Below are 21,926 nucleotides of genomic sequence, written 5' to 3' on the forward strand. Positions count from 1 at the left end.
AACTTTAATCCGGTACAGAGAGACCGCAAGTTTGACATCGTTGAACTACAAGATCAAGACTTTTTGCGTACTCTCTCTGTACTCTCTAAGTCTTTTTTTGTGGAGGAAAAATGGAACATCCAGTAATAGTTGCACTCGATGTAAACAATCAAACTAGCCTTGAAAAAATTTTATCTAAACTTGGTAAGCCAGAAGATACTTTTATCAAGATTGGAATGGAATTATTTTATTCAACTGGCAGAGAAACAGTCGAAAAATTGGTTCAAGAAGGTTATAAAATATTTTTGGATTTAAAACTACATGACATACCTAATACTGTTTATCAAGCTGCAAAAACTATTGCCACTTTAGGAGTTACTTATACCACAGTCCATGCTTTAGGTGGCAGTCAAATGATTAAAGCAGCAAAAGATGGCTTAGTTGCAGGCAGTGCTACTAATCATCCTGTCCCTAAACTTTTAGCAGTTACAGAACTTACCTCGATTTCAGATTATGGTCTTCAATTAGAACAAAACTGTCGCCTTTCAATGACTGAACAAGTTATCTCTTTAGCAAAACTAGCCCAAGAAAATGGAGCTGATGGCGTAATTTGTTCACCTTTAGAAGTTGAAAAATTACGAGAAAATATTTCCGGGGATTTTTTATATGTTACTCCAGGCATTCGTCCGCAAGAAAATGCTCATGACGACCAAAGTCGCACTGCAACCCCACTTCAAGCAAGAAAATATGGTTCTTCAGCAATTGTGGTAGGCAGACCCATTACTTTAGCCAGCGACCCACAAGCAGCTTACAACGCTATCAAGGAGGATTTTAACTAATGCATCAAACACAGATTATTACTAATTTAATTAAAAATGAAATTATTACCCTTTCTCCAAATTCCCCATTTACTTATGCTAGTGGGATGAAATCACCAATTTATACTGATTTGCGACTTACAATTTCTTATCCCCAACTTAGAAGCTGGATTGAGGAAGATTTAGCTGATTTAATTAAAAATAAATTTCCAGATGTAACAATTATCGGTGGAGTTGCAACTGCGGGAATTCCACATGCAGCATTTGTTGCAGAAAAACTCAACTTACCTATGATTTACGTTCGACCAAAACCTAAAGATCACGGAAAAGGACGTCAAATTGAAGGACGCTTTTCTAAAAAAGACAAGATTGTTTTAATCGATGACCTTATCACTACTGGTGGTTCAGTTCTAGAAGCTGTAGAAGCTACCGAAAAAGAAGGCGGAAATGTGCTAGGGGTATCTTCTATCTTTACTTATTATCTACCAGATGCTAAAACAAATTTTGCCAAAAATAAAGTCAAATTTGAGCCTTTGCTTTCTTATCCTGAATTAATTAAAATCGAAAAAAATTCTAATCATTTTTCTGAAGAAGAATATCAAATCTTGAAATCATGGCATGAAAATCCATGGAATTGGAAAAAATAGTAAAAAATAAGCTAGAATTTTGTGAAACTTCACATCATTCTAGCTTATTCTTATTCAGCTATTTCACTTGCCTTTTCGCTTTTTCTTTCACGATAATCATAATATACCCATGCAACTATACCAAAGGCAACTGGTCCAATTGCAGTCCAGAAAGAGGTTTGATAGTCTCCTGTAAACAGCGGCTCAATACAAGTGAATACAATTCCGATAGCTACTACAAGCCAAACAACTATAGTTGTTGCCCAAACCTTTTTGGTTCCTTCGATAAAGACAAAAGGACGATCCAAATCTTTCTTTTTCTTGAAAAATGGATATGCAGCAATTAAGAACAAGTATGGTGCAGATGAAGAAACATTCATCATATCCATCAAAATTGTATAAAACTGATCTGCTGCATTACCACCAAAGGAAATAAAGAGAATGATTACAGCAACAATTATTGCTTGAAGCCACATGGATTTTTCTGGCATACCATGTTTATTCAATTCAACTAACTTCTTAGGTAAGAGTCGTGGATCACATCCCTCAATAAATGATTTAATTGGTGAATAAACCATTAAAAAGGCTGCTGCAATCCCTGATAATACATCTGCAATACCTGCAAAGTGAGAAAATGCATTCCCTAGTGCCAAAGATGCAGATTGGGATAATCCCAAACTATGTCCAGTGACCACACCTAAGTTGTTGATCAATACATATTCAACATTAGCCAAATCTACACCTTTAACACCAAGTTGAGTATTCCAATTAGCAGCAATCCCACACATCAAAATATTAATAACATATAAAGCAGTCATAGCAACCATTGCAGTCACAAGTGCCTTAGGAAAAGTCTTTTCGGGTTTGTCAACTGAATCAATAACTCCAGAAGTCGTTTCAAGACCGCCATATGCAAATAAAGCATAAACAATAAATGAAACAACAGCAATTGGAGATTGAAAAGCCGGATTTGGTGAATGAGTCAAATTAGTAGCAGTGATTGGCTCCGCAAGTTGACCATGATTTAAAATAAATACTAAAAGAGAAATTACCATAAATCCAATCGCAATTGCTAAGGTAAAGACGCCTCCAATATTATTGACTACAGCGATTTTATCAATTCCTTTACTTGCGCAAAATGTAACTACTACTAAGAATATTACCTCTAAAATTCCCAGTAATTGTGTTGAAGTAAGACCTGCTAAGTGCCAACTTTGAGTAGTATCATGTCCAAACATTGCGGTAGACACTGATACTAAGAAAAATTGTGTCGAAGATACAAGCCATACTACCCAAGCTGAAAGCCAAATGAAAGTTCCAATAAAAGCTACTTTTTCATTAGTTGAGCCTTCAAGCCAAGAAAAGATTCCACCCTTTACTCCTTTAAATGTTGCACCATATTCTGCAAATATTAACGCAGATGGTAAAAAGAATAAAATTGCGGTAATAATGTACCAAATAATACTGTAATATCCCATCTGATAATAGGCTGTTAGTGAATTACTAAAACCAAAGATGGAAGAAAAAATCATCAAGACTAAACTACCTAGTTTAATCTTGACATCATCTTTACTTTTCATAAAAAAATAAAACTCCTTTTTTAACCGTCAAACATATACTATTATGAACCTTTTATTAGGAATATTCAAAATTCTTTTTAAGTTTTTTTAAAGAATTTTTGATAAAATATAATTGTATATTATTGTTGTATCTATAAAAGAAGTGAATTATGATTTTAAAAGCTAAACAAATTTTACGACAACCTTTTGTTTCCTCGTTAACATCTTATATTGCTGACGGTGTATTAGTGGGAATAATGACAGGAGGAATTGTCGGGATATTCCGTTGGATAATTGATCATACTATGCAATTTTTATTTACTATTTATCCAATCTTAGGAAAACATCCCCTTTATTTAATTCCCTATGTTTTAATAATGGCAGTGATTTGTATTATTTTAGGTCTACTAATTAAACCCTACTTAAATGATTTAGTTGGTTCTGGTGTACCACAAATTGAAGCTGTCTTTTTAAATGAAAATAAAATTGCTTGGTGGCCAGTTCTTTGGCGCAAATTTGTAGGTGGACTTTTAGCTATTTGTCCCGGATTAATGCTTGGACGAGAAGGTCCCTGTATTGAAATGGGTGCATTAGTAGGACAAGGTTTAGGAGACAAGCTTTTTAATTCTGATGAAGAACACATTCGCTTGCTTCAACAAAGCGGAGTTGCAGCAGGACTTGCAGCCGCCTTTAGTGCACCACTGGCTGGGGTTTTCTTTTTAGTTGAAGAAATAACTTTTAATTTTAAGCCTCGTGAATGTTTAATGGGATTGGCTGCCAGCTTTAGTGCAGATTTAATGACGCTTTTCTTTTTTGGAACTACTCCATGTCTATATTTACCCGTTAAAGGAGACTTGCCTCTCAATATTTATTGGTCATTACCAATTTTTGGAGTTCTCTTAGGTCTTTTAGCCTATGCTTATCAATATTGCTTGTTAAGTTTGAAGCCTTGGTTTTCACATATTAAGTTTATTCCACGTCCTTATCATAGTATTATTCCGTTTATTTTAATTATTCCGGTAGGACTTTGGAATGCAAAATTATTAGGCGGTTCTCATGATTTAATTAGTAGTTTATTCACAAGTTCTTTTAAAACTAATTTAAATAAACAATCCATCGCAATGGTTATTTTAATTCCATTATTATATTTTGCAGTAAGATTTATCTTTTCAATGTTATCTTATGGTAGTTCAGTACCTGGTGGTATTTTTATGCCAATTCTAGTTTTAGGAGCATTTCTTGGGGTTGCATTTGCTATGGCGCTTATTCGTAGCGGCTTTATCACTGAAGCTTATTATCCCCACATTGTAGTAATTGGAATGGCGGCCTACTTTGGCGCTATTGAAAAAGCACCTTTTACTGCCGTTACTCTTTTATCAGAAATGGTAGGAACAGTTGAACAAATTTTACCAATGATTATTACTACTTTTATCGCTTATTATGTTTTAGATTGGCTTGGCGGACGTCCAATTTATGAAGCGTTGAGAATCCAAATGCAATACAAAAAAACAAAATAAAAAAAATAAAAAAGGCCGAAGCCTTTTTTATTTTTATCTAAATGCACCGCATAAGCCTGCAATTGCACAAAGAATTACAATTGCGCCGAAGAAGTAGCCATACCAATCAAATAAATTGACAAAACGAATACTGCTACTTGTTCTGATGTGCAATGGTTTTGCACTAGAGATTGAAGCATAAATGCTCCATATACCTCCAGCAATCATCAACAAAAATACAATATCACTTAAAATTATTCCCCAGGACATAATTACGCCTCAAAAGAACTTGTCTTTAAAATATTTGCTAACGATTTTTACACTTATATTATAAACCCAAAACTAACTTTTGCGTTTAAAAATTAAAAAAGAGTCGCTAATGCGACTCTCATTTTAATTTTCAAGCTTAACATCCATTTCAACTACTTTAGCTAAAGTATTATAAACCGTAGAAACATGTAGAGCATGTGCTAAAAATTCTTGCTTTCTATCTTTTGGAATACCATCAAAGCTTACTCTGATAATCATTTTAGAAACAACGCTTCTCTTAGTGTGAACAATTGGCTTGGTTTCAACATGATTTTCAATATGGAAATTTTCAAGTGCTTCAGTATTTGCCTTAGCTAAGCTTCCAGCAGAAATGGCAATACAAGAGTTAACAGCAGTTGCCAAGTATTCAACTGGATTTGGACCAGCGTCTTCTCCGCCTTCAGCCATTCTCTCATCACTAATCAATTTGTGAATACCAACTTTGGTATAAACTTGAACAGTCCCATCTTCAAGATCTGAATTTACAATGTATTTTTCCATTTATGAACACTCTTTTCTAAACAATCACGTGTTAAGCGCTTTCTACACTTTTAGTATAACAGCATCTTTAGCAAAAATATAATCATAGCACTTGTAACATCTAATTATTCAAAACTCCAACAGATATTTCTTTCAAATACTTCTCCAGGCACCAAGGTAATTTCATCTAAATCACTGTTATAAGCTGGTGGACATTGAGCTTCAAAAGTTACCCCATCATATTGACCGTATTTTTTAGCAAGACCAGTATGATCGAAGTGATTACCCGTATAAACAACAAGTGCAGGAGCATCAGTAGTAACAATTAAACGATGCTTCTTTCCAGTTAAGACAGCTGCCGGTTGCATACCATTCAAAATAAATGGATGGTCTAATCCATTACGTCCCTTAATTTGATCATCATCACAAGCAAGTGCTTCAGAAATTTTCTTTTGTTTAGTAAAATCAAAAGCAGTGTTCTTTACACTTTCCATTCCCTCTAATGGCAAGCCATCTTTTCCAACTGGGATATAGTAATCAGCATTAATTTGCATATTAAGATCCTTAGCTGATTCTCCCAAATTAAAGTAAGTATGATTTGAAGGATTGAAAATTGTCATCTTATCACTAATTGCTGTAATGTTATAACGCAAATTATCTTCTTCATCTAGCTCATAACTAGCCATAATTTTCATATTTCCAGGAAAACCATTATTAAAATCAGAATCAAGCAAAGTTAAATCTACTCTAGCAGTATTATCATCAGCAAATACACTAAAATCCCATACTCGCATATCAGTACCTTTTCCACCATGAATATGATTTTTACCTTCATTTAACGGCAGTTGAACTATCATATGCTTGACGCCCCATTGACCATGACGAATTCTACCGCAAACTCTCCCAACAGTTCCACCTAAGTAATTACGTTCTTTAGAATAATCAAGAGGTGTATCTAATGATAAGATCATATTTTCGCCATTTAATAAGACTTTTTCTAAAGTGGCACCATAATTTAAAACTTTAACTTCTGTTCCCTTTGAATTCGCCAAAGTAATTTCACAGAGATCTTTATCATCTTTTCTACCATATTTTACAAAACTAGTTTTCATTTTGATCTACTTCTTTCACTAAATCGGTTGTAAATTGTTCCCAGCCTTTGTTACCATCTTCTGTATTCTTAAAGACACCTGCACATTGCAATACTTCTTCAAATACTTCAACTAAAGCTTGATGTAAAACTTTATCAACATTTTCTTCAGAAATATTATTATTTGCCTTAATTTTCTGAGCCCAATTAAGATGGTTTTCTGCAATTTGATTATTTTGTCCTAAAAGATACTTTTTAACTTCCGCCATTTCACTCTTAAGACGCCCTGGTAAAATTGCACGTCCCATAACTTCAATAAGACCAATATTTTCCTTTTTAATGTGCCAAAGTTCTGCATGTGGGTGAAAAATTCCTAATGGATATCTCTCACTAGTATTATTGTCACGCAAAACAAGATCCAAAACAAACTTTTCACCATCTCGGTGCATAATTGGGGTTACTGTATGATGGCGCTCATTATCTTTAAAAGCAACAATTTGGCGACTTTCATCATTATAATGATCCCAGAATTTAATAATTTGTGTTCCTAAGTCAATAATATCTAAGGAATTTTCACTAATTAAACGAATATCGCTCATTGGCCAATCAACAATTCCAGCTTCAACTTCAGGATACTTTTCAAACTTTAAATTCTTCTTGATTTTAGCCTTCATCATAGGAAAAACATGACGTCCGCCTTGATAGTGCTCATGAGCAAGCATTGAACCACCAACGATTGGCAAATCTGCATTTGAACCAACAAAATATTCTGGAATTTGCTTTTCAATATCTACTAAGTTAATCAAAGTTTGTTCATTAATTTCCATTGGAATATGCTTTTGATCCAAAAATATACAATGCTCATTAAAATAAGCATAAGGTGAATATTGAAATCCCCATGGACTTCCCCCAATATTCATTCTAATAATGCGTAAATTTGAACGGGCATTTTTACCATAGCCACCAAGATAACCTTCATTTTCAAGGCAAAGAGCACACTGTGGATACTTTTTGCCTGTTGCATGGGCAGCTGCAGCAATAGCCTTTGGATCTTTTTCAGGTTTGGATAAATTAATAGTAATTTCCAAACCATGTCCTTTAGAAGAAGTTCCAGAAAATACAATATTTTTAGCAATAGCTTCTTTTTTCACATAATCATTATCCTCACATAATTTATAAAACCACTTAGTAGCTTCTTCAGGTGAGATTTGCATTTTTTGCCAAAATATTTCATTAACTTGTGATGGAGTTGGGGTCATCAAATCATATAATTTATCATTTAAAACTTCACGACTAGTAATATCATCAGGAATTTTTTGATTTTTTACTGCTAATTCTACTAATTGTTTAACAGTCTTTTCATCATCTAGAGCTTTTTCATCTTTATCTCCAACTAAAGCTTTAATTTGATTAATTAAATATACTCTATCAAGTGGCTTATAACTTCCGCTTTTGATAACTTCATCCGCAAATTTTTCTATAACCTGCATTTTATTCTCCCTTAAAATTATATTTTCTTAGTTCCATCAACAATTTCAGCATCATAAAAACTGGCATCATAACCTACTGCATCTCGATAGGCCTTAGCAACCCGCTTCTTAAATTCCTCTGCTTTATCTTTTTCAACAATGGCAATTGCACTTCCACCAAAACCGCCACCAATCATTCTTGCACCAAGTACGCCTTCTTGCTTCCAAGATTCTTCTGCTAACGTATCAAGTTCTTTACCAGTTACTTCATAATCATAATGAAGTGAAACATGAGAAGCATTAATCAAACGACCCAGTTTTTCAAGATCATCAGCTTCCATCGCCTTAGTTGCTCGAATAGTTCGTCCATTTTCACTAACTGCATGACGCGCACGTTTAAGTTCAGTCTCATCATTAATTAAATAAGAATATTCATCAAAAACTTGATCATCAATTTCACCAAGTGCCTTAATATCTAACTTTTTTTGTAACTTTTTAAGAGCATTACTGCATTCACGAACACGATCATTATAAGCAGAGTCAGCTAAAGTATGCTCTTTATTAGTTGACATGATAATAATTTCATAATCACCTAACTTAAGTGGTTTATATTGATATTCCAAAGTATTACAATCAAGAAAAATTGCACTATCTTTTTTACCCATAATACATGCAAATTGATCCATGATTCCAGAATTTAAGCCAACAAACTCATTTTCTGTCTTTTGACCCAGTTTTGCTAAAGTTACGCGATCAACATTAAGCTTAAATTCATCCTTTAAAATAATTCCCATTAGCATTTCTATAGCAGCACTTGAAGAAAGACCTGATCCAGATGGCAGAGTAGCTTTAATATAAAGGTTAAAACCATGATTGATTTTATCACCATCTTCACGATGACGAAGATAGGTAAGCATTCCTTTAAAGTAATTTGTCCAGAAACGATCATCTTTTTCTACTGTTTCATCATCTAAGTCAAATTCAACCACGTCACCATCGACATTACCAGAATAAAGAGCTACTTTGTTATCTTTACGCGGACCATAAACACCGTATACTCCTAAGCTAATAGCAGCTGGAAAGACATGTCCACCATTATAGTCAGTGTGTTCTCCAATTACATTAATTCTTCCAGGTGAAAAGAAAACATCTTTCCCTTCTTCACCATAAATATCTTTATAAGCCGTTAATAGTTCTTCTTTGTTCATGTTAACTTCCTCGTTCCTCTTTGTAATCGTTTTCATAAATAAAGTATAGTACTTTTAAGTTGTTTAGTAAATAATTTACTTAAATAAAATAAATTTTTAACTAAAAAACAAATAGACTAGCAAAAAATTTCACTAGTCTATTTGTTTTATTTATTCAAAATCAAAACCTGCCATGGACGAACTTTTTTATTTGGAAATTTTTCAGTAATTAAATCTTGATAGTTCAAAAATTTATTTGGTAATTCTTTGATTTCATTACTCATATTTAAAATGAAGTAATATTTTTTATCATCTTGGTCTTCACGACAAGTAATTTCTAAATTACTATTTGCTAAACCTGAAACTTTACATTCTTCTAAAATCTTATCCATAATTTTAGTAAGTGAATCATGTTTAAACTTGCTACCTATATACCATGCTTTGCCATGACCATAATCATTAACTGTTACAGCTGGAGTATCTGCATAAAATTCAGAAGAATATTTTGCTAGCACTCTAGCAGATTGTGGATGAATCAAGTCACAAATTAAACCACATTCAAGTTCATTTCCATCAAAATCAGCAGTAATTTCTTGACCAGGTACTACTGCGTCACTTTCTTCAACCCAAATGCCAGTCACATCTTTAAGCGCACCAGGATAGCCGCCAATATAAATATTATCGCTTTCATTAACCATTCCAGACATAAATGTAGTAATAAATTTGCCACCATGGTTAACATAATTGTTGATCTTTTCATTAAGTCCGGACTTCACCATATAAAGAACAGGAGCAGCAACTAAATTATATTGACTAAAATCATCATCCACACCAATTACATCAACTGGAATATTACGCTCATAAAACTGTCGATAATAATCTAAAACTTCTGACATATAATTAAAGTCTTGACTAATTCCATCTACAAAATCATAGCTCCAAAAGTTACTCCAATCAAATAATAGAGCAACTTGAGCATGATTATTTGTAGGTAAAATTTTAGGACCGACTTTTTTAAGTTTTTTACCTAAATCAGCTACTTCTCTAAAAGCTCGAGTATCTGTTTTTTGCGAATGGCTAATAACAGCTCCATGATATTTTTCAGAACCACCAATTGCCTGCTTCAATTGGAAGAATTGAACAGTATTTGCCCCATGAGCTACAGCTTGAAATTCTGTTGCTTCCATTTCGCTAGGACGTTTCAATGGACTATAGGCTTGCCAATTAACTTGTGATGGTGTCGATTCCATCAACATGAAAGGTTGGTGCTTAAGTGACCGCATCAAATCATAAAGAAAAGCTGGTAAATATTTAGGAGCATTATAGGCTGGATAAGAATCATAAGAAATAATATCTTGATCTTTAGCCCACTTTTGATAATCAATCATCTTATTTGGCAAACTATGAAAATTAGTTGTAACCGATGCATCGGGGTCATATTTTTTAATGATCGATTTTTCCATTTTAAAAAGATTTTGTAATTTTTCTGACTGAAATCGTAAATAATCAATTGATAATCCAGCCACAATTGTTTTAGTGCCCTCTTCTCCCCAAGCATCTCCTAATTCATTAGGAACAACTATTTCATCCCAATTATAAATAGTGTGACTCCACACATTATTATTCCAAGCTTTATTTAAATTATCTAAAGTCTTATAACGATTCTTAAGCCATTTTCTAAATTCTTCTTGACACTTTTCACAGTAACAATTACCACCATATTCATTATTCACATGCCAAACGGCAATATGGGAATTATCGTGATAACGTTTAGCAATTTTTTCTACTAAATTTTTAGCTAGACGTTGATAATTAGAACTGCTGGGACAAAAGTTATGTCTTTGACCAAATTTATGACGTCGACCTTGATAATCAACTCGGGCTAGATCAGGATATTTTTTAAACATCCAAGCAGGCATAGCAGCGGTTGAAGTGGCCATTACAATTTCAAAATTATGCTCAGACAATTCCTCCACAATCTTATCCAATTTAGAAAAGTCATACTTATTTTCTTCAGGTTCAAGTAATGCCCAAGAAAAAATATTTATTGAAGCAGAGTTGATATCAGCTTTTTCAAAAACTTCAATATCTTTTGCCCAAGTAGATTCTGGCCATTGCTCAGGATTATAATCTCCTCCATATAAGAAGCGTGATAATTCTTTCATTATACTTAATCCTTTCTAGGCCATAATTGGTGATTGTTGAACTTGTGGCGGAGTTTCAAGTTTACCTTTAAATTCAACTTCCATCACAGTATCACCATGATTTATCGTTCTATTGGTTACAGTTTCTTCAAGTTTTTGAATATCGCTTGGTTTAGTAAAGAAGCAAACAATTGTATCTTTATAGCCATTTGATAGCATCAGTTTTCTATTAAAGTCAAGTAACAAGTCGCCACGTTTAACCTTTTGACCATCTAAATAATGAGTTACAAAACCTTCTCCGCGCATATTTACTGTGCCAAGTCCAACATGGACTACCATTGCTAAACCATTATCAGATACAATTTCAAAAGCATGTTTAGTGCCGAAAGTAAATTTAATCGTCCCATTAAATGGTGCATAAATGTGATTTGCATTTGGAATCACTGCAAACCCTTTACCAGGAAATGGTTTACCATTTTCATCAATTACATCCTGCATTTTAATAAGTTCACCTGAAACTGGTGAATATACAGCATCAGTTTTCAAACTTGGCGCCATAACTGGATTTTCAGCCTTGCCTTCCGCAAGCTTATCTTTTAATTCTTCAACAATAGCTGCATGCTTTTTTTCGGTTAATTTAACTTTACTTACAAAAATAATAATTGATAATACTGCTAAAACTAATGGAATATATAATGCTAAGGCATTAAAAGTATGAATATCTTTTCCTGTCATATCAGCTGCAGTTGCACTACCAGTCATTCCCGCTACAATAGCAACATAACCTACTAAAGCATTTGAAACTGCACCTGCAAACTTGTCGATCATTGGACGAACTGCTAATACAACAGCTTCGTTTCTTTGACCATTTTTAAGCTGACCATACTCAATAGCATCAGTTAAAGTTAAAACAGTTACAAGTTGAGCAAAATTAATATTAAATAATGCTAAACCAATATCCATCATAACTACATTGCTTCTTGCAAAAATGAAAATTCCATATGCACACAACATTGAAATTTGACCACCAATAAATAGCCATTTACGTGGAATGTACTTATTTAAAATTGGAAATAGCGGACTAACACAAAAGCCAACAATTGTGGCAATTACACCGACCACCCAAAAGTCGTTTGGTTTTCCAAGTACAAATTTATACATGTAAAACATAACCCCATTAGTAATGGTTTGAGCTACCGAATACATTAAATAAGCTAAACTTGGCCAAAGAATTTGATCATTATGAAAAATTGCACCAAAAACTTCTTTAATTGTTGTATTTTTCTTAGCAGAAGTTCTAATTAAGTTTTCTTTTTCTTTAGTACCTACACAAACAATAGCCGCACATAAAACTGCAAGTAATGAAATAACTGCTGCAAAAGCAAACCAACCAGCTGCTCCTTCGCTATGTTTTCCTGTTACCATGTAAGTTACACCGGTAACAATTGGCACCATAATAATAGTTAAGCCATTCCAGCCAATTGTTCCTGAAAAAGCTCCAAGTGAAGTATAAATTCCACGTGCATGGGAATCTTCACTTAAAGCTGGAACCATTCCCCAATAAGATACATCAGACAGGGAATAAAATACATCAAATAAAACAAAGATAATTACAAATAAGATTGCAAATAAAATCCAATTTACTCTAGCTAAACCAAAAATTCCTGTAAATAAAACTAATAATAATGCGGCACTCACAACAGTTCCTCCAAGAATCCATGGTTTGAATTTACCCCATTTAGTTCTAGTATTATCAACAATATTTCCTAAAATAGGATCAATTACTAGTTCAACTATCCTAATAATTACCATCAAACTAGTAATCATTGCAATTAATTTATCAGCAACACTTGGTTCAACACCATTAAACATTGAGCTGGTAATAAAAATAATAAAATATGTACTTAACACACCATAAAATGCCGAGTGACCAAGATTCCCCAAACAAAATGATGCATAGGAAAGAATCTGCTTTCCTTTAGTCTGTTGATCTTTTGCCATAGTTTGCCTCCCTAATAAAACTATGAAACCGTTTACAACGATTAGTATACTTCTTTACTAAATATTAGTAAAGGATTTATTATTACTAAATACTTAATAAAAAAAGAAACACTGATTTAACAGTGTTTCTGAAGGATTTATTTTTTAGGGATAAAACTTTTTCTGACTACAAGATTAGTATTAATGTTTACTTCTTCATAAGGTCGACTTGGACGCATAATTAAATCAGTTAACATGCTAATAGCTCGCAGAACCATCTCTTCTTGATTGATATTATAAGAAGTCAAAGGTGGAGAAACATACTTAGCAATATCACTATTATTTATTGAAACGATAGCAACTTCACGAGGAATACTGATCCCTGCTTCATTAAAAGCTTGGAGTACTCCCACACTCAAAGTATCAGAAGCTACAATAAAAGCTTGGGGCAGCTTCTTTTTTGTGGCTAATTTTCCTAAACTATAGCCATTTTCTACACTAAAAGGACCCGAAACATAAATTGGTGCTGATTCAATTTTTAGAGCATTAGCATATTCTCTAAAAGCAACTTCACGAATATCTTTTTCTTGGATATGTTCAAACTTTTGTCCTAACCCTCCAATAAAACCAATTTTTTTATAACCTGCTTGCAATAATTGATTAAGCGCATCTTTAACTGTCAAAAAAAGATTAGGTTTAATTGAATCAAATAAATTTGGAGCTGGATTTGTATCAATAAAGACACCATTAGGCAAAGCTTTGTGTAATTTTTGTAAACTTGCTATTGAAATTTCATCTGAACCAACTCCCAAAAAACCTTGGAATAAAGATGCATTCTTAACTAATTCATCAATATCCTCAAAAACTTTCATTTTAATGCCCTGAGATTTTGTAGTTTCAATAATTTTTTCTTTTAAAGAAATAAAATACTCATCTTGAAGCTGTTCTTGATGGTTTACTCGATATAAAAGAGCAATCGTGGGCTTAATACGCTTGCCTTGGTGACTTTCCCAATAACCTAATTTATTTGCTAATTCTAAAATTTTATTTTTGGTATCTGCTGTAATCGAAAGATTGGGATCATTATTCAAAAGCCTTGAAACAGTAGCCGAAGAATAACCCGATTTTTCAGCAATTTCTTTTATTGTTGTCATTTTAAATTTCTTTCCTAAAACTTAATAATTAACTACATTATACAAAAGATTTACTAATCGCCAAAGGATAGACTCTTTATAAGAGGTATTTTTGTTTGCATTATTTATCACATGTAATAATAAATTTATTAAAAATCAGTAAATTATTTACTCAAATTTGTGTTATAATGTAATCGGTTCCAATTAATGATATAAAATAAAAGGAGCAAAATATGCGAGTTTTAGTTATTGGTGGTGCAGGCTATATCGGCTCTCATGCCACCAGAGAATTAGTTAAACAAGGCAACGATGTTGTTGTTTTAGATGCTTTATATACAGGTCACAAAAAGGCTGTTGATCCTAAGGCTAAGTTTTATCAAGGTGATATCGAAGATACTTTCTTAGTTTCCAAAATCCTTCGTGATGAAAAAATTGATGCTGTGATGCACTTTGCAGCTTATTCTTTAGTTGGCGAATCTGTTAAAAAGCCACTTAAATATTATGACAACAATGTCACTGGTATGATCTCACTTTTAAAGGCAATGGATGACGCAGGCGTGAAATACTTAGTCTTCTCAAGTTCTGCTGCTACTTATGGTATTCCTAAGAAGCTGCCAATCACTGAAGACACTCCACTTGATCCAATCAATCCATACGGCGAGACCAAGATGATGATGGAAAAGATCATGCACTGGGCTGATAAAGCTGACGGCATTAAGTCAATTGCATTGCGCTACTTTAATGTAGCAGGAGCTTCAAGTGATGGCACAATCGGTGAAGACCACGGTCCTGAAACTCACCTGATCCCTAATATTTTAAAGAGTGCTATTGCAGGAGATGGCAATTTTACCATCTTTGGTGATGATTATGATACTAAAGACGGCACCAATGTTCGCGACTATGTTCAAGTAGAAGACTTGATCGATGCCCACATTTTAGCACTTAAGCATGTTATGGAAACTAATAAGTCTGATGTCTTCAATTTAGGAACTGCACAAGGTTACTCCAACTTGGAAATCTTGGAAGCTGCTAAGAAAGTTACTGGCATCGACATCCCTTACACTATGGGACCACGCCGCGGAGGCGACCCTGACAGCTTAGTAGCAGATTCAACTAAGGCGCGTGAAGTCTTAGGCTGGAAGCCAAAACATGAAAATGTCGATGATGTAATAGCCACAGCTTGGAAATGGCACAAGAGTCATCCAAAAGGCTATGAAGACAAGTAAACATTCACTTAATAGATATTAATTAATTTTATTTTCTCCCTCAAAAAATGCTAACAGATATTTCTGTTAGCATTTTTCTTTATCTTACTTTTTACCAATTAACTTATTAAAAGCTTCATTTGTCTGGACAACAGCTTCCATCATGTTGTTTACCCATTCATTAAGCTTTTCTTCATCATAAGCCTCAAGTCCAACATCAGCAATATCTGCAATTCCATTATTGTATTGAATCAATTCTTCAACTAAAGCTTGAGCAAAATCTTTAGTATTGCCAAAAAAGTTCTCAACATACTTATTAACATTTTCGTATGAACTTGTAATATCAGTAAAAGTTCCAACACTTTTACCAAAAATACTATTTAAGTTTTTGACATCTTCTTCATTAGGAACTGTGATTTCTTCATCGCTTCCAATTTGTTCATTCAATCTAACTGCAATATCATTTAAGATCAAATGGTAATTGTAAAGTTGATTAAGCATTTTTACACTGCGAGCATCACTTGCTTGAAACTCAACATTAATAGAATCTTCTGCCATACGATTTCCTCTTTTCTAGTATTCTTTACCCTATTTTACATTAATATTTTCTTTCCCACAAAAAATACATTGATTATTAATCATCAATGTATTTTTCATTAATCTGTATATTTACCATCATCTTTAACAAATAAAGCAACGATAAATCCAATTATTGCCAAAATTATAGTAAAATAAATTCCATAATGTACACCATTAGTGAATCTAAAAGCATTAGACCCACTAATAGAATTTTTTCCAATTGTTAAAAAGCTAGTAACAACTGCTGTAATAACTGCTCCGACAATTTGTTGCAAAGTATTTAATATTGCAGATCCGTCAGCTGATTCAAGTCCTTCTAAAGTATTCAAAGCAGAAGTTTGTGATGGTGAAAGTGCAAGTGGCGCACCAATCATTACTACAATGTGAGCCAAAATTACATACCAAATTGGACTATTCGTACTTACAAAAGCAAATAATCCTGCTCCAAGAGTTGCAATTAAGAAACCTATTCTAGCTGGCCACTTTGCACCAAAATTATCATAAAGTCTTCCTGCAACAGCTGATGTAGCAGCTGTAACCAAGCCACCTGGAAGCATAATTATTCCAGTCATTGCTACAGAAACTAATAATCCGTTTTGCAAATATTGCGGTAAAAGATACTGAATTGATAAATTAACCCCAAAATCAATCATAATCAAAATTGCACCTAACATGAAATTTTGATATTTGAATACTCGTAAATTTAATACGGGATTCTTAATTGTAAGTTGACGCTTAATGTACCAAATAAGGGCCATAATACCAACTATTAATAAAACAATAACTTGTACTGATCCCCAACCAGAATGGCTCGCGGAACTTGCTCCTGCAATTAGCCCTGAAAATGCAATAACAGATAAAACAATTGATAAAAAGTCAATCTTAGTTTTTGTAAGTTTATTAACATTTTTAACACAAGGAATAGCAATAATTAAGGCTACTACTAACAAAATTACAAATGAGAAAAATACCGCTTGCCATGATCCAGCAGCCAATATAAATCCAGTTACTACTGGTCCAATTGCTGGAGCAAACATAATTACTAAAGCTAAAATTCCATTAACAGTTCCTAGTTTGCTAGCTGGAAAAATAAGCATTGCAATAGTAAACATTAATGGCAAAATAATTCCTGTTCCAATTCCTTGAATCATTCTACCAATCAAAACCATTGCAAAATTAATTCCAAAACCTGAAATAAGTGAACCTAAAATAAACGCTCCTAAGCCAATAAATACTAATTGACGAGTAGTCAGCCATCTTGTAAGTAAGCCTGACAAAGGAAGAAAAATTCCCAATAGTAACATATATCCAGTTACTAACCACTGAACTGATGCTTCACCTACATTTAAAGCCTTCATAAGTTGCGGCAAGGCAACATTTAGGGCAGTTTCACTAAACATTCCGACAAATGAGCCCAATAATAATGGCAAAATTGTAAGCCATGGATGCTCTACATTCACGCGAGCTTTCATTCCACCATTTTGTGTATTATTCATTTAAAATAAAATCCTCCTTTTTTATGACGTTGATTACTATACCAAGAAAAATTTTCCTTCGTAAGTAATTTTTGTAGTAAGCGGATTCATTTTTAATAAACAATGTACATTTCTAATTATTTAACCATTTTTGCAAAAAAATAAGCCGTCTTTCGACGACTTATTTTTAAGCTAATTAATAACCCATGTAACGTTCTCTTTCCCAATCGGAAACTGATTGAGTATATTGTGACCATTCAAGTTGCTTAGAGTCAATAAAGCTGTGTGCTAAATGTTCACCAAGAGCACTTTGAATTAATTCATCTTCTTTAAGTGCTTTAATTGCATTATGAAGAGTTGATGGAAGTGGCTTAATACCGCGGTCAGCTCTTTCTTTTTCGCTCATTTCAAAGACGTTAGAAGTAATTGCGTCCATTGGCATCTTGCCTTCCTTAATTCCTTGAAGACCAGCAGTAAGGCAAGCTGCAAGAAGCAAGTATGGGTTAGCTGTTGGATCAGCTGAACGCATTTCAAGACGAGTACCAACTTCATTAGCATCAGGAATACGTACAAGTGGGGAACGGTTCTTTGAAGCCCATGAAATATAAACTGGTGCTTCAAAACCGGGGATAAGACGCTTATATGAGTTAACAGTTGGATTACCAATTGCAGTAATTGCACGAGCATGTTCCAAAATACCATTCAAGAAATGAAGAGCTGTGTCAGATAAGTGGAATTCACCATCCTTGTTGTAGAACACATTCTTGCCATCCTTGAAAAGTGACATATTAGTATGCATACCGTTACCAGCTTCACCTTGAAGAGGTTTAGCCATAAATGTTGCAAATAAACCATGTTTTCTAGCAACTTCACGAACAACCATCTTGAAAGTTTGAACACGGTCAGCAGTAGTTAAAGCATCATCAAACTTAAAGTCGATTTCTTGTTGACCATCACCTACTTCATGGTGAGCAGCTTCAACTTCAAAACCAATGCTTTCAAGAGTTTCAACGATATCACGACGACATCTTGCTCCTTCATCATCTGAAGTCATATCAAAGTATGAAGCATGATCTGGAACTTCAGTAGTCCAGTTTCCATCTTCAGCTAATTTAAACAAGTGAAATTCAGCTTCAAAACCAATTTCAAAGTCTGAAAAACCCATGTCAGTCATTTCTTTTAACACACGCTTTAAATTGTTACGTGGGTCACCTTCAAATGGTTCACCATTAGTCTTATGTACTGAACAAATCAAACGTCCAATCTTTCCACCGCGTTCATCACTCCATGGAAGAACTGACCAAGTTGAGAAGTCTGGATATAAGACCATATCACTTTCTTCAAGACGAACAAAGCCATCAATTGAAGAACCGTCAAAACGGATATCATTAGTAAGCACCTTGTCAAGTTGACTCTTTGGCACTTCTACAGCCTTAAGAGTACCATTAACATCGGTAAAAGCTAATCTCAAAAAGTGAACGTCGTTTTCTTCAACGCTCTTTCTAATATCATCTGCTGTAACTGTTTTACTCATAATTTTTCACCTAAAAATCAAATAAATGTTAAATTGGTCTAGTCCTATTTAGATTTCTCTTTCTCTTTGTAGAACTTGTAAATTATAGTAGCAGACCAATTATAAATTGTCAAATTGGTCTATTGATTTTTCTAAGCCTTTATATTTTCTTAAACAATATTAAAAAATAAACCAAATCATTAGTTTAACAATATTTTTAATTATTATTTTCAGTGTCAAAAAAGGTCGCTTTAACAGCATTAATTACTGCTAATTTAACATGGGCATAGCTTAGACCACCTTGCATATATACAGCATATGGAGGTCGAAGCGGACCATCTGCTGAAAATTCAATCGTAGATCCTGATACAAAAGTTCCAGCTGCCATAATAACTTTATCTTCATATCCTGGCATATGATAAGCTTCTGGACGAACAAAAGAATCAACTGGAGAATTTTTTTGCACTTGTTGCACAAACTTCTGCATTTTTTCTGGATTATTAAAAATAATAGTTTCAATCACATCACTTCGCTGTTCATTCCAAGCCGGAGTGACATTCATACCCATTTTTGCAAATAAACTTGCCGCAAAAATCATTCCTTTTTCAGCCATTCCTGTAACATTAGGTGCAATAAAAAAGCCTTCATAAAAATCATGTAATTGATCTAATGTTGCTCCTTCATCAGTGCAACCAGGTGCTGTTAAAGCAATTTTAGTATTTTCAATTAAATCATGCTTACCAACAACATAGCCACCCATTTTGGCAATTCCGCCACCAGCATTTTTGATGAGTGAACCAGCCATAAAATCTGCTCCATATTCAGTTGGTTCATGTTTTTCAGCAAATTCGCCATAACAATTATCAATAAAAACTAAACTATTTGGACTCACTTTTTTAACAAAAGCAATCATTTCTTTAATTTGTTTTACTGTATAAGTTTTTCTAGTTGAATAGCCACGAGAACGCTGAATCGCAACAATTTTTGGCTGATCATGTTTCAAAATTTCTTCTGCTTTTTGATAATCTACTAAGCCATCAGAAGTCAATGGAACATATGAAAAATTAATTCCACGCTGAATTAGAGTTCCTTGTTTATTTGGAGTAAGTCCAATCACTTCTTGCATGGTATCATAAGGCATCCCTGTTAAATAAGTTAAAGTATCTCCCGGTAATAAATTGCCACTTAAAGCTGTAAACAAAGTATGAGTCCCTGAAACAAATTGTGGACGTACTACTGCATCCTCTGTATTAAATACGTGAGCATAAATTCTATCAAGTTTATCCCTGCCCAAGTCATCATCACCATAACCGGTTGTTCCATTCAAGTCAGATTCAGCTACTTCTTCTTTTTGAAAAGCTTCTAATACTTTTGCCTGATTATAAAAAATCTGCTCATCAATTTCTTTAAATTTTGGAGCTATTTCTTCATCTACTTCATTTACTAGTTTTTGTAATTTTTCTGGAATATTAATCATTTTGCCACTTCTCCACTCTTTCTAAAATTTTTTCTTCATAATTAGCATCGTTCAATACTTCAAACCATTCTACTGGTAATTTATTACGAAAATATGTCAATTGTCTTTTGGCATATCTACGTGAAGAAGTTTTGAGTTGCTCAATTGCCTCTTCTAGAGTTTGCTCTTTTTCAAAATATGGGAAAAATTCTTTATATGCAATAGCCTGTAAAATTTGATATTCTTGCTTGCGATTTTCATAGATAAATTTAGCTTCATCAAGCATTCCCTTCTCCATCATTAAATCAACTCGATGATTGATTCGATCATAAATTTGACTACGATTAGAATTTAATCCAATAATTAAATAATCATAACGAGCTTCAATCTTTTTTTGTTGTTCAGAAAACTTTTTGCCAGTTCGATCAATCACAGTTAGCGCTCTTAAAGTACGACGATGATTTGCTACAGGAATTTTTTCTGCAGCTTTAGGATCTTTAAGGTTTAATTGGTGCCATAGTTTTTCTGGACCATTTTTTTCTAAATAGTTTTCCCATTTTTTGGTAACACTCGTTTCTTCAGGGGTCTTTTCACCTAGTTGCATTTTATTTAATAGGGCATTTACATAAAACCCCGTCCCTCCGACGATAATTGGTAATTTACCTTTATGAGCAATCTCGTCAATTGCTTGAGTTGCCTCATCAACAAAATCTTTAACTGAATAAGGTTCAAAAACTGATCTCGTATCAACTAAATAGTGCTTGATTTTACTTTGTTCTTCTTTAGTTGCTTTCGCAGTGCCAATTGCCACTTCCTTATATACTTGCATCGAGTCACCAGACACAATTTCACCATTTAGTTTTTGAGCTAACTTAATAGCTAAATCAGTTTTACCAACAGCTGTTGGTCCAACAATTGCTAATACTTTCTGCATAACTTCCTTTTCCTTCTAGACAAAAAGCACGCCTGAAAAAGATTCAACGTGCTTTTTTTATTAATATTTAGATGCTTTAGTACGACCCTTCCAATTTTCAAAACCATCTTTTAACCAATGAATGGAAGTAAAGCCCTTCTTTTTCAAAAATCTTGCAGCTCTCAAAGTAACTGTTAAAGAATCTGAATAGAGATATACTGGCAAATCAGGGCGCAATTCAGTGTAATTGTATTTAATCATAGTGTATGGCAAGTTACGCGCACCATCAATATGCTTACGTTTAAAAGGAGCTTTTTCACGTAAGTCAACAATTTGTGCCTTTCGCATACCTTCTTTAAACTCTTCATTGGTAAGCTCGCCACCAATACTTTTAGCTTGAATCTTATTCCAAGCCCAAACACCTGCAATAGCTAGAATAATAACTAATAATACGGCATCTAAAATATATAAAAATGTCATGAGGATCTACTCCTTAAAAAAATCTATATTATATA

General features: G+C 33.6%; 19 protein-coding genes. 4 read left to right on the forward strand and 15 right to left on the reverse strand.

Annotation, left to right across the window (positions count from 1 at the left end; genetic code table 11):
• Positions 1-110: 110 nt before the first annotated feature.
• Both pyrF and pyrE read left to right on the forward strand, forming a co-directional pair.
• The gene (pyrF, locus tag FOD82_RS05660) at positions 111-818 is read left to right on the forward strand and encodes an orotidine-5'-phosphate decarboxylase (protein WP_144355508.1); all 708 of its coding nucleotides are present in this window, start codon (positions 111-113) and stop codon (positions 816-818) included.
• A complete protein-coding gene (gene pyrE, locus FOD82_RS05665) occupies positions 818-1,444 on the forward strand; it encodes an orotate phosphoribosyltransferase (protein ID WP_144355509.1) in 627 nt (208 codons plus the stop codon). Before pyrF ends, pyrE begins: the two co-directional genes overlap by 1 nt.
• Before the next feature lie 50 nt (positions 1,445-1,494).
• On the opposite strand, the gene yjeM is transcribed toward pyrE, so the two are convergent.
• The gene (gene yjeM, locus FOD82_RS05670) at positions 1,495-3,003 is read right to left on the reverse strand and encodes a glutamate/gamma-aminobutyrate family transporter YjeM (RefSeq protein WP_144355510.1); all 1,509 of its coding nucleotides are present in this window, start codon (positions 3,001-3,003) and stop codon (positions 1,495-1,497) included.
• A 149-nt stretch (positions 3,004-3,152) separates the two neighbouring features.
• Here yjeM and FOD82_RS05675 point away from each other — a divergent pair, with 149 nt between their 5' ends.
• A complete protein-coding gene (locus tag FOD82_RS05675; RefSeq protein WP_144355511.1) occupies positions 3,153-4,499 on the forward strand; it encodes a ClC family H(+)/Cl(-) exchange transporter in 1,347 nt (448 codons plus the stop codon).
• Between the two features lie 33 nt (positions 4,500-4,532).
• Here FOD82_RS05675 and FOD82_RS05680 read toward each other — a convergent pair whose 3' ends face one another.
• The 8 genes from FOD82_RS05680 to FOD82_RS05715 form a co-directional block, all read right to left on the reverse strand.
• Positions 4,533-4,748, reverse strand: a complete 216-nt coding sequence (locus tag FOD82_RS05680) for a hypothetical protein (protein ID WP_144355512.1) — start codon at positions 4,746-4,748, stop codon at positions 4,533-4,535.
• A 123-nt stretch (positions 4,749-4,871) separates the two neighbouring features.
• Complete coding sequence (locus FOD82_RS05685) at positions 4,872-5,288, reverse strand: OsmC family protein (RefSeq protein WP_144355513.1); 417 nt, start codon at positions 5,286-5,288, stop codon at positions 4,872-4,874.
• Between the two features lie 104 nt (positions 5,289-5,392).
• Positions 5,393-6,379, reverse strand: coding sequence for an aldose epimerase family protein (locus FOD82_RS05690; RefSeq protein ID WP_144355514.1), 987 nt, complete (start codon positions 6,377-6,379; stop codon positions 5,393-5,395).
• Positions 6,369-7,847, reverse strand: coding sequence for a UDP-glucose--hexose-1-phosphate uridylyltransferase (locus tag FOD82_RS05695; RefSeq protein WP_144355515.1), 1,479 nt, complete (start codon positions 7,845-7,847; stop codon positions 6,369-6,371). Before FOD82_RS05695 ends, FOD82_RS05690 begins: the two co-directional genes overlap by 11 nt.
• A gap of 17 nt (positions 7,848-7,864) precedes the next feature.
• Positions 7,865-9,034, reverse strand: a complete 1,170-nt coding sequence (locus FOD82_RS05700; protein WP_144355516.1) for a galactokinase — start codon at positions 9,032-9,034, stop codon at positions 7,865-7,867.
• A 146-nt stretch (positions 9,035-9,180) separates the two neighbouring features.
• Positions 9,181-11,178: a beta-galactosidase gene (locus tag FOD82_RS05705; RefSeq protein ID WP_144355517.1), complete on the reverse strand. Its 1,998-nt coding sequence runs from the start codon at positions 11,176-11,178 to the stop codon at positions 9,181-9,183.
• 15 nt (positions 11,179-11,193) lie between these two features.
• The gene (locus tag FOD82_RS05710; RefSeq protein WP_144355518.1) at positions 11,194-13,158 is read right to left on the reverse strand and encodes a PTS sugar transporter subunit IIA; all 1,965 of its coding nucleotides are present in this window, start codon (positions 13,156-13,158) and stop codon (positions 11,194-11,196) included.
• Between the two features lie 137 nt (positions 13,159-13,295).
• Positions 13,296-14,291 carry a LacI family DNA-binding transcriptional regulator gene (locus FOD82_RS05715; protein ID WP_144355519.1) on the reverse strand — a complete coding sequence of 332 codons (996 nt, stop codon included), beginning with the start codon at positions 14,289-14,291 and terminating at the stop codon, positions 13,296-13,298.
• Positions 14,292-14,503: 212 nt separating this feature from the next.
• On the opposite strand from FOD82_RS05715, the gene galE reads away from it, so the two are divergent.
• Positions 14,504-15,496: a UDP-glucose 4-epimerase GalE gene (gene galE / locus FOD82_RS05720; RefSeq protein ID WP_144355520.1), complete on the forward strand. Its 993-nt coding sequence runs from the start codon at positions 14,504-14,506 to the stop codon at positions 15,494-15,496.
• A gap of 84 nt (positions 15,497-15,580) precedes the next feature.
• Here the strand turns inward: galE and FOD82_RS05725 are convergent, their stop codons facing one another.
• From FOD82_RS05725 to FOD82_RS05750, 6 genes are all read right to left on the reverse strand, one after another.
• The gene (locus tag FOD82_RS05725) at positions 15,581-16,033 is read right to left on the reverse strand and encodes a hypothetical protein (protein WP_144355521.1); all 453 of its coding nucleotides are present in this window, start codon (positions 16,031-16,033) and stop codon (positions 15,581-15,583) included.
• Positions 16,034-16,131: 98 nt separating this feature from the next.
• Positions 16,132-17,550, reverse strand: coding sequence for a DHA2 family efflux MFS transporter permease subunit (locus FOD82_RS05730; protein WP_144355522.1), 1,419 nt, complete (start codon positions 17,548-17,550; stop codon positions 16,132-16,134).
• 175 nt (positions 17,551-17,725) lie between these two features.
• Positions 17,726-19,063 carry a type I glutamate--ammonia ligase gene (glnA, locus tag FOD82_RS05735; protein ID WP_144355523.1) on the reverse strand — a complete coding sequence of 446 codons (1,338 nt, stop codon included), beginning with the start codon at positions 19,061-19,063 and terminating at the stop codon, positions 17,726-17,728.
• Between the two features lie 196 nt (positions 19,064-19,259).
• Positions 19,260-20,519: an aminotransferase class V-fold PLP-dependent enzyme gene (locus tag FOD82_RS05740; protein WP_144355524.1), complete on the reverse strand. Its 1,260-nt coding sequence runs from the start codon at positions 20,517-20,519 to the stop codon at positions 19,260-19,262.
• Positions 20,512-21,432: a tRNA (adenosine(37)-N6)-dimethylallyltransferase MiaA gene (miaA, locus tag FOD82_RS05745; RefSeq protein WP_144355525.1), complete on the reverse strand. Its 921-nt coding sequence runs from the start codon at positions 21,430-21,432 to the stop codon at positions 20,512-20,514. The genes FOD82_RS05740 and miaA overlap by 8 nt, the downstream gene beginning before the upstream one ends.
• A gap of 60 nt (positions 21,433-21,492) precedes the next feature.
• Complete coding sequence (locus tag FOD82_RS05750) at positions 21,493-21,891, reverse strand: rhodanese-like domain-containing protein (RefSeq protein ID WP_144355526.1); 399 nt, start codon at positions 21,889-21,891, stop codon at positions 21,493-21,495.
• Positions 21,892-21,926 lie beyond the last annotated feature (35 nt).

The organism is Lactobacillus sp. LL6 (assembly GCF_007570935.1).
Classification (GTDB): Bacteria; Bacillota; Bacilli; order Lactobacillales; family Lactobacillaceae; genus Lactobacillus.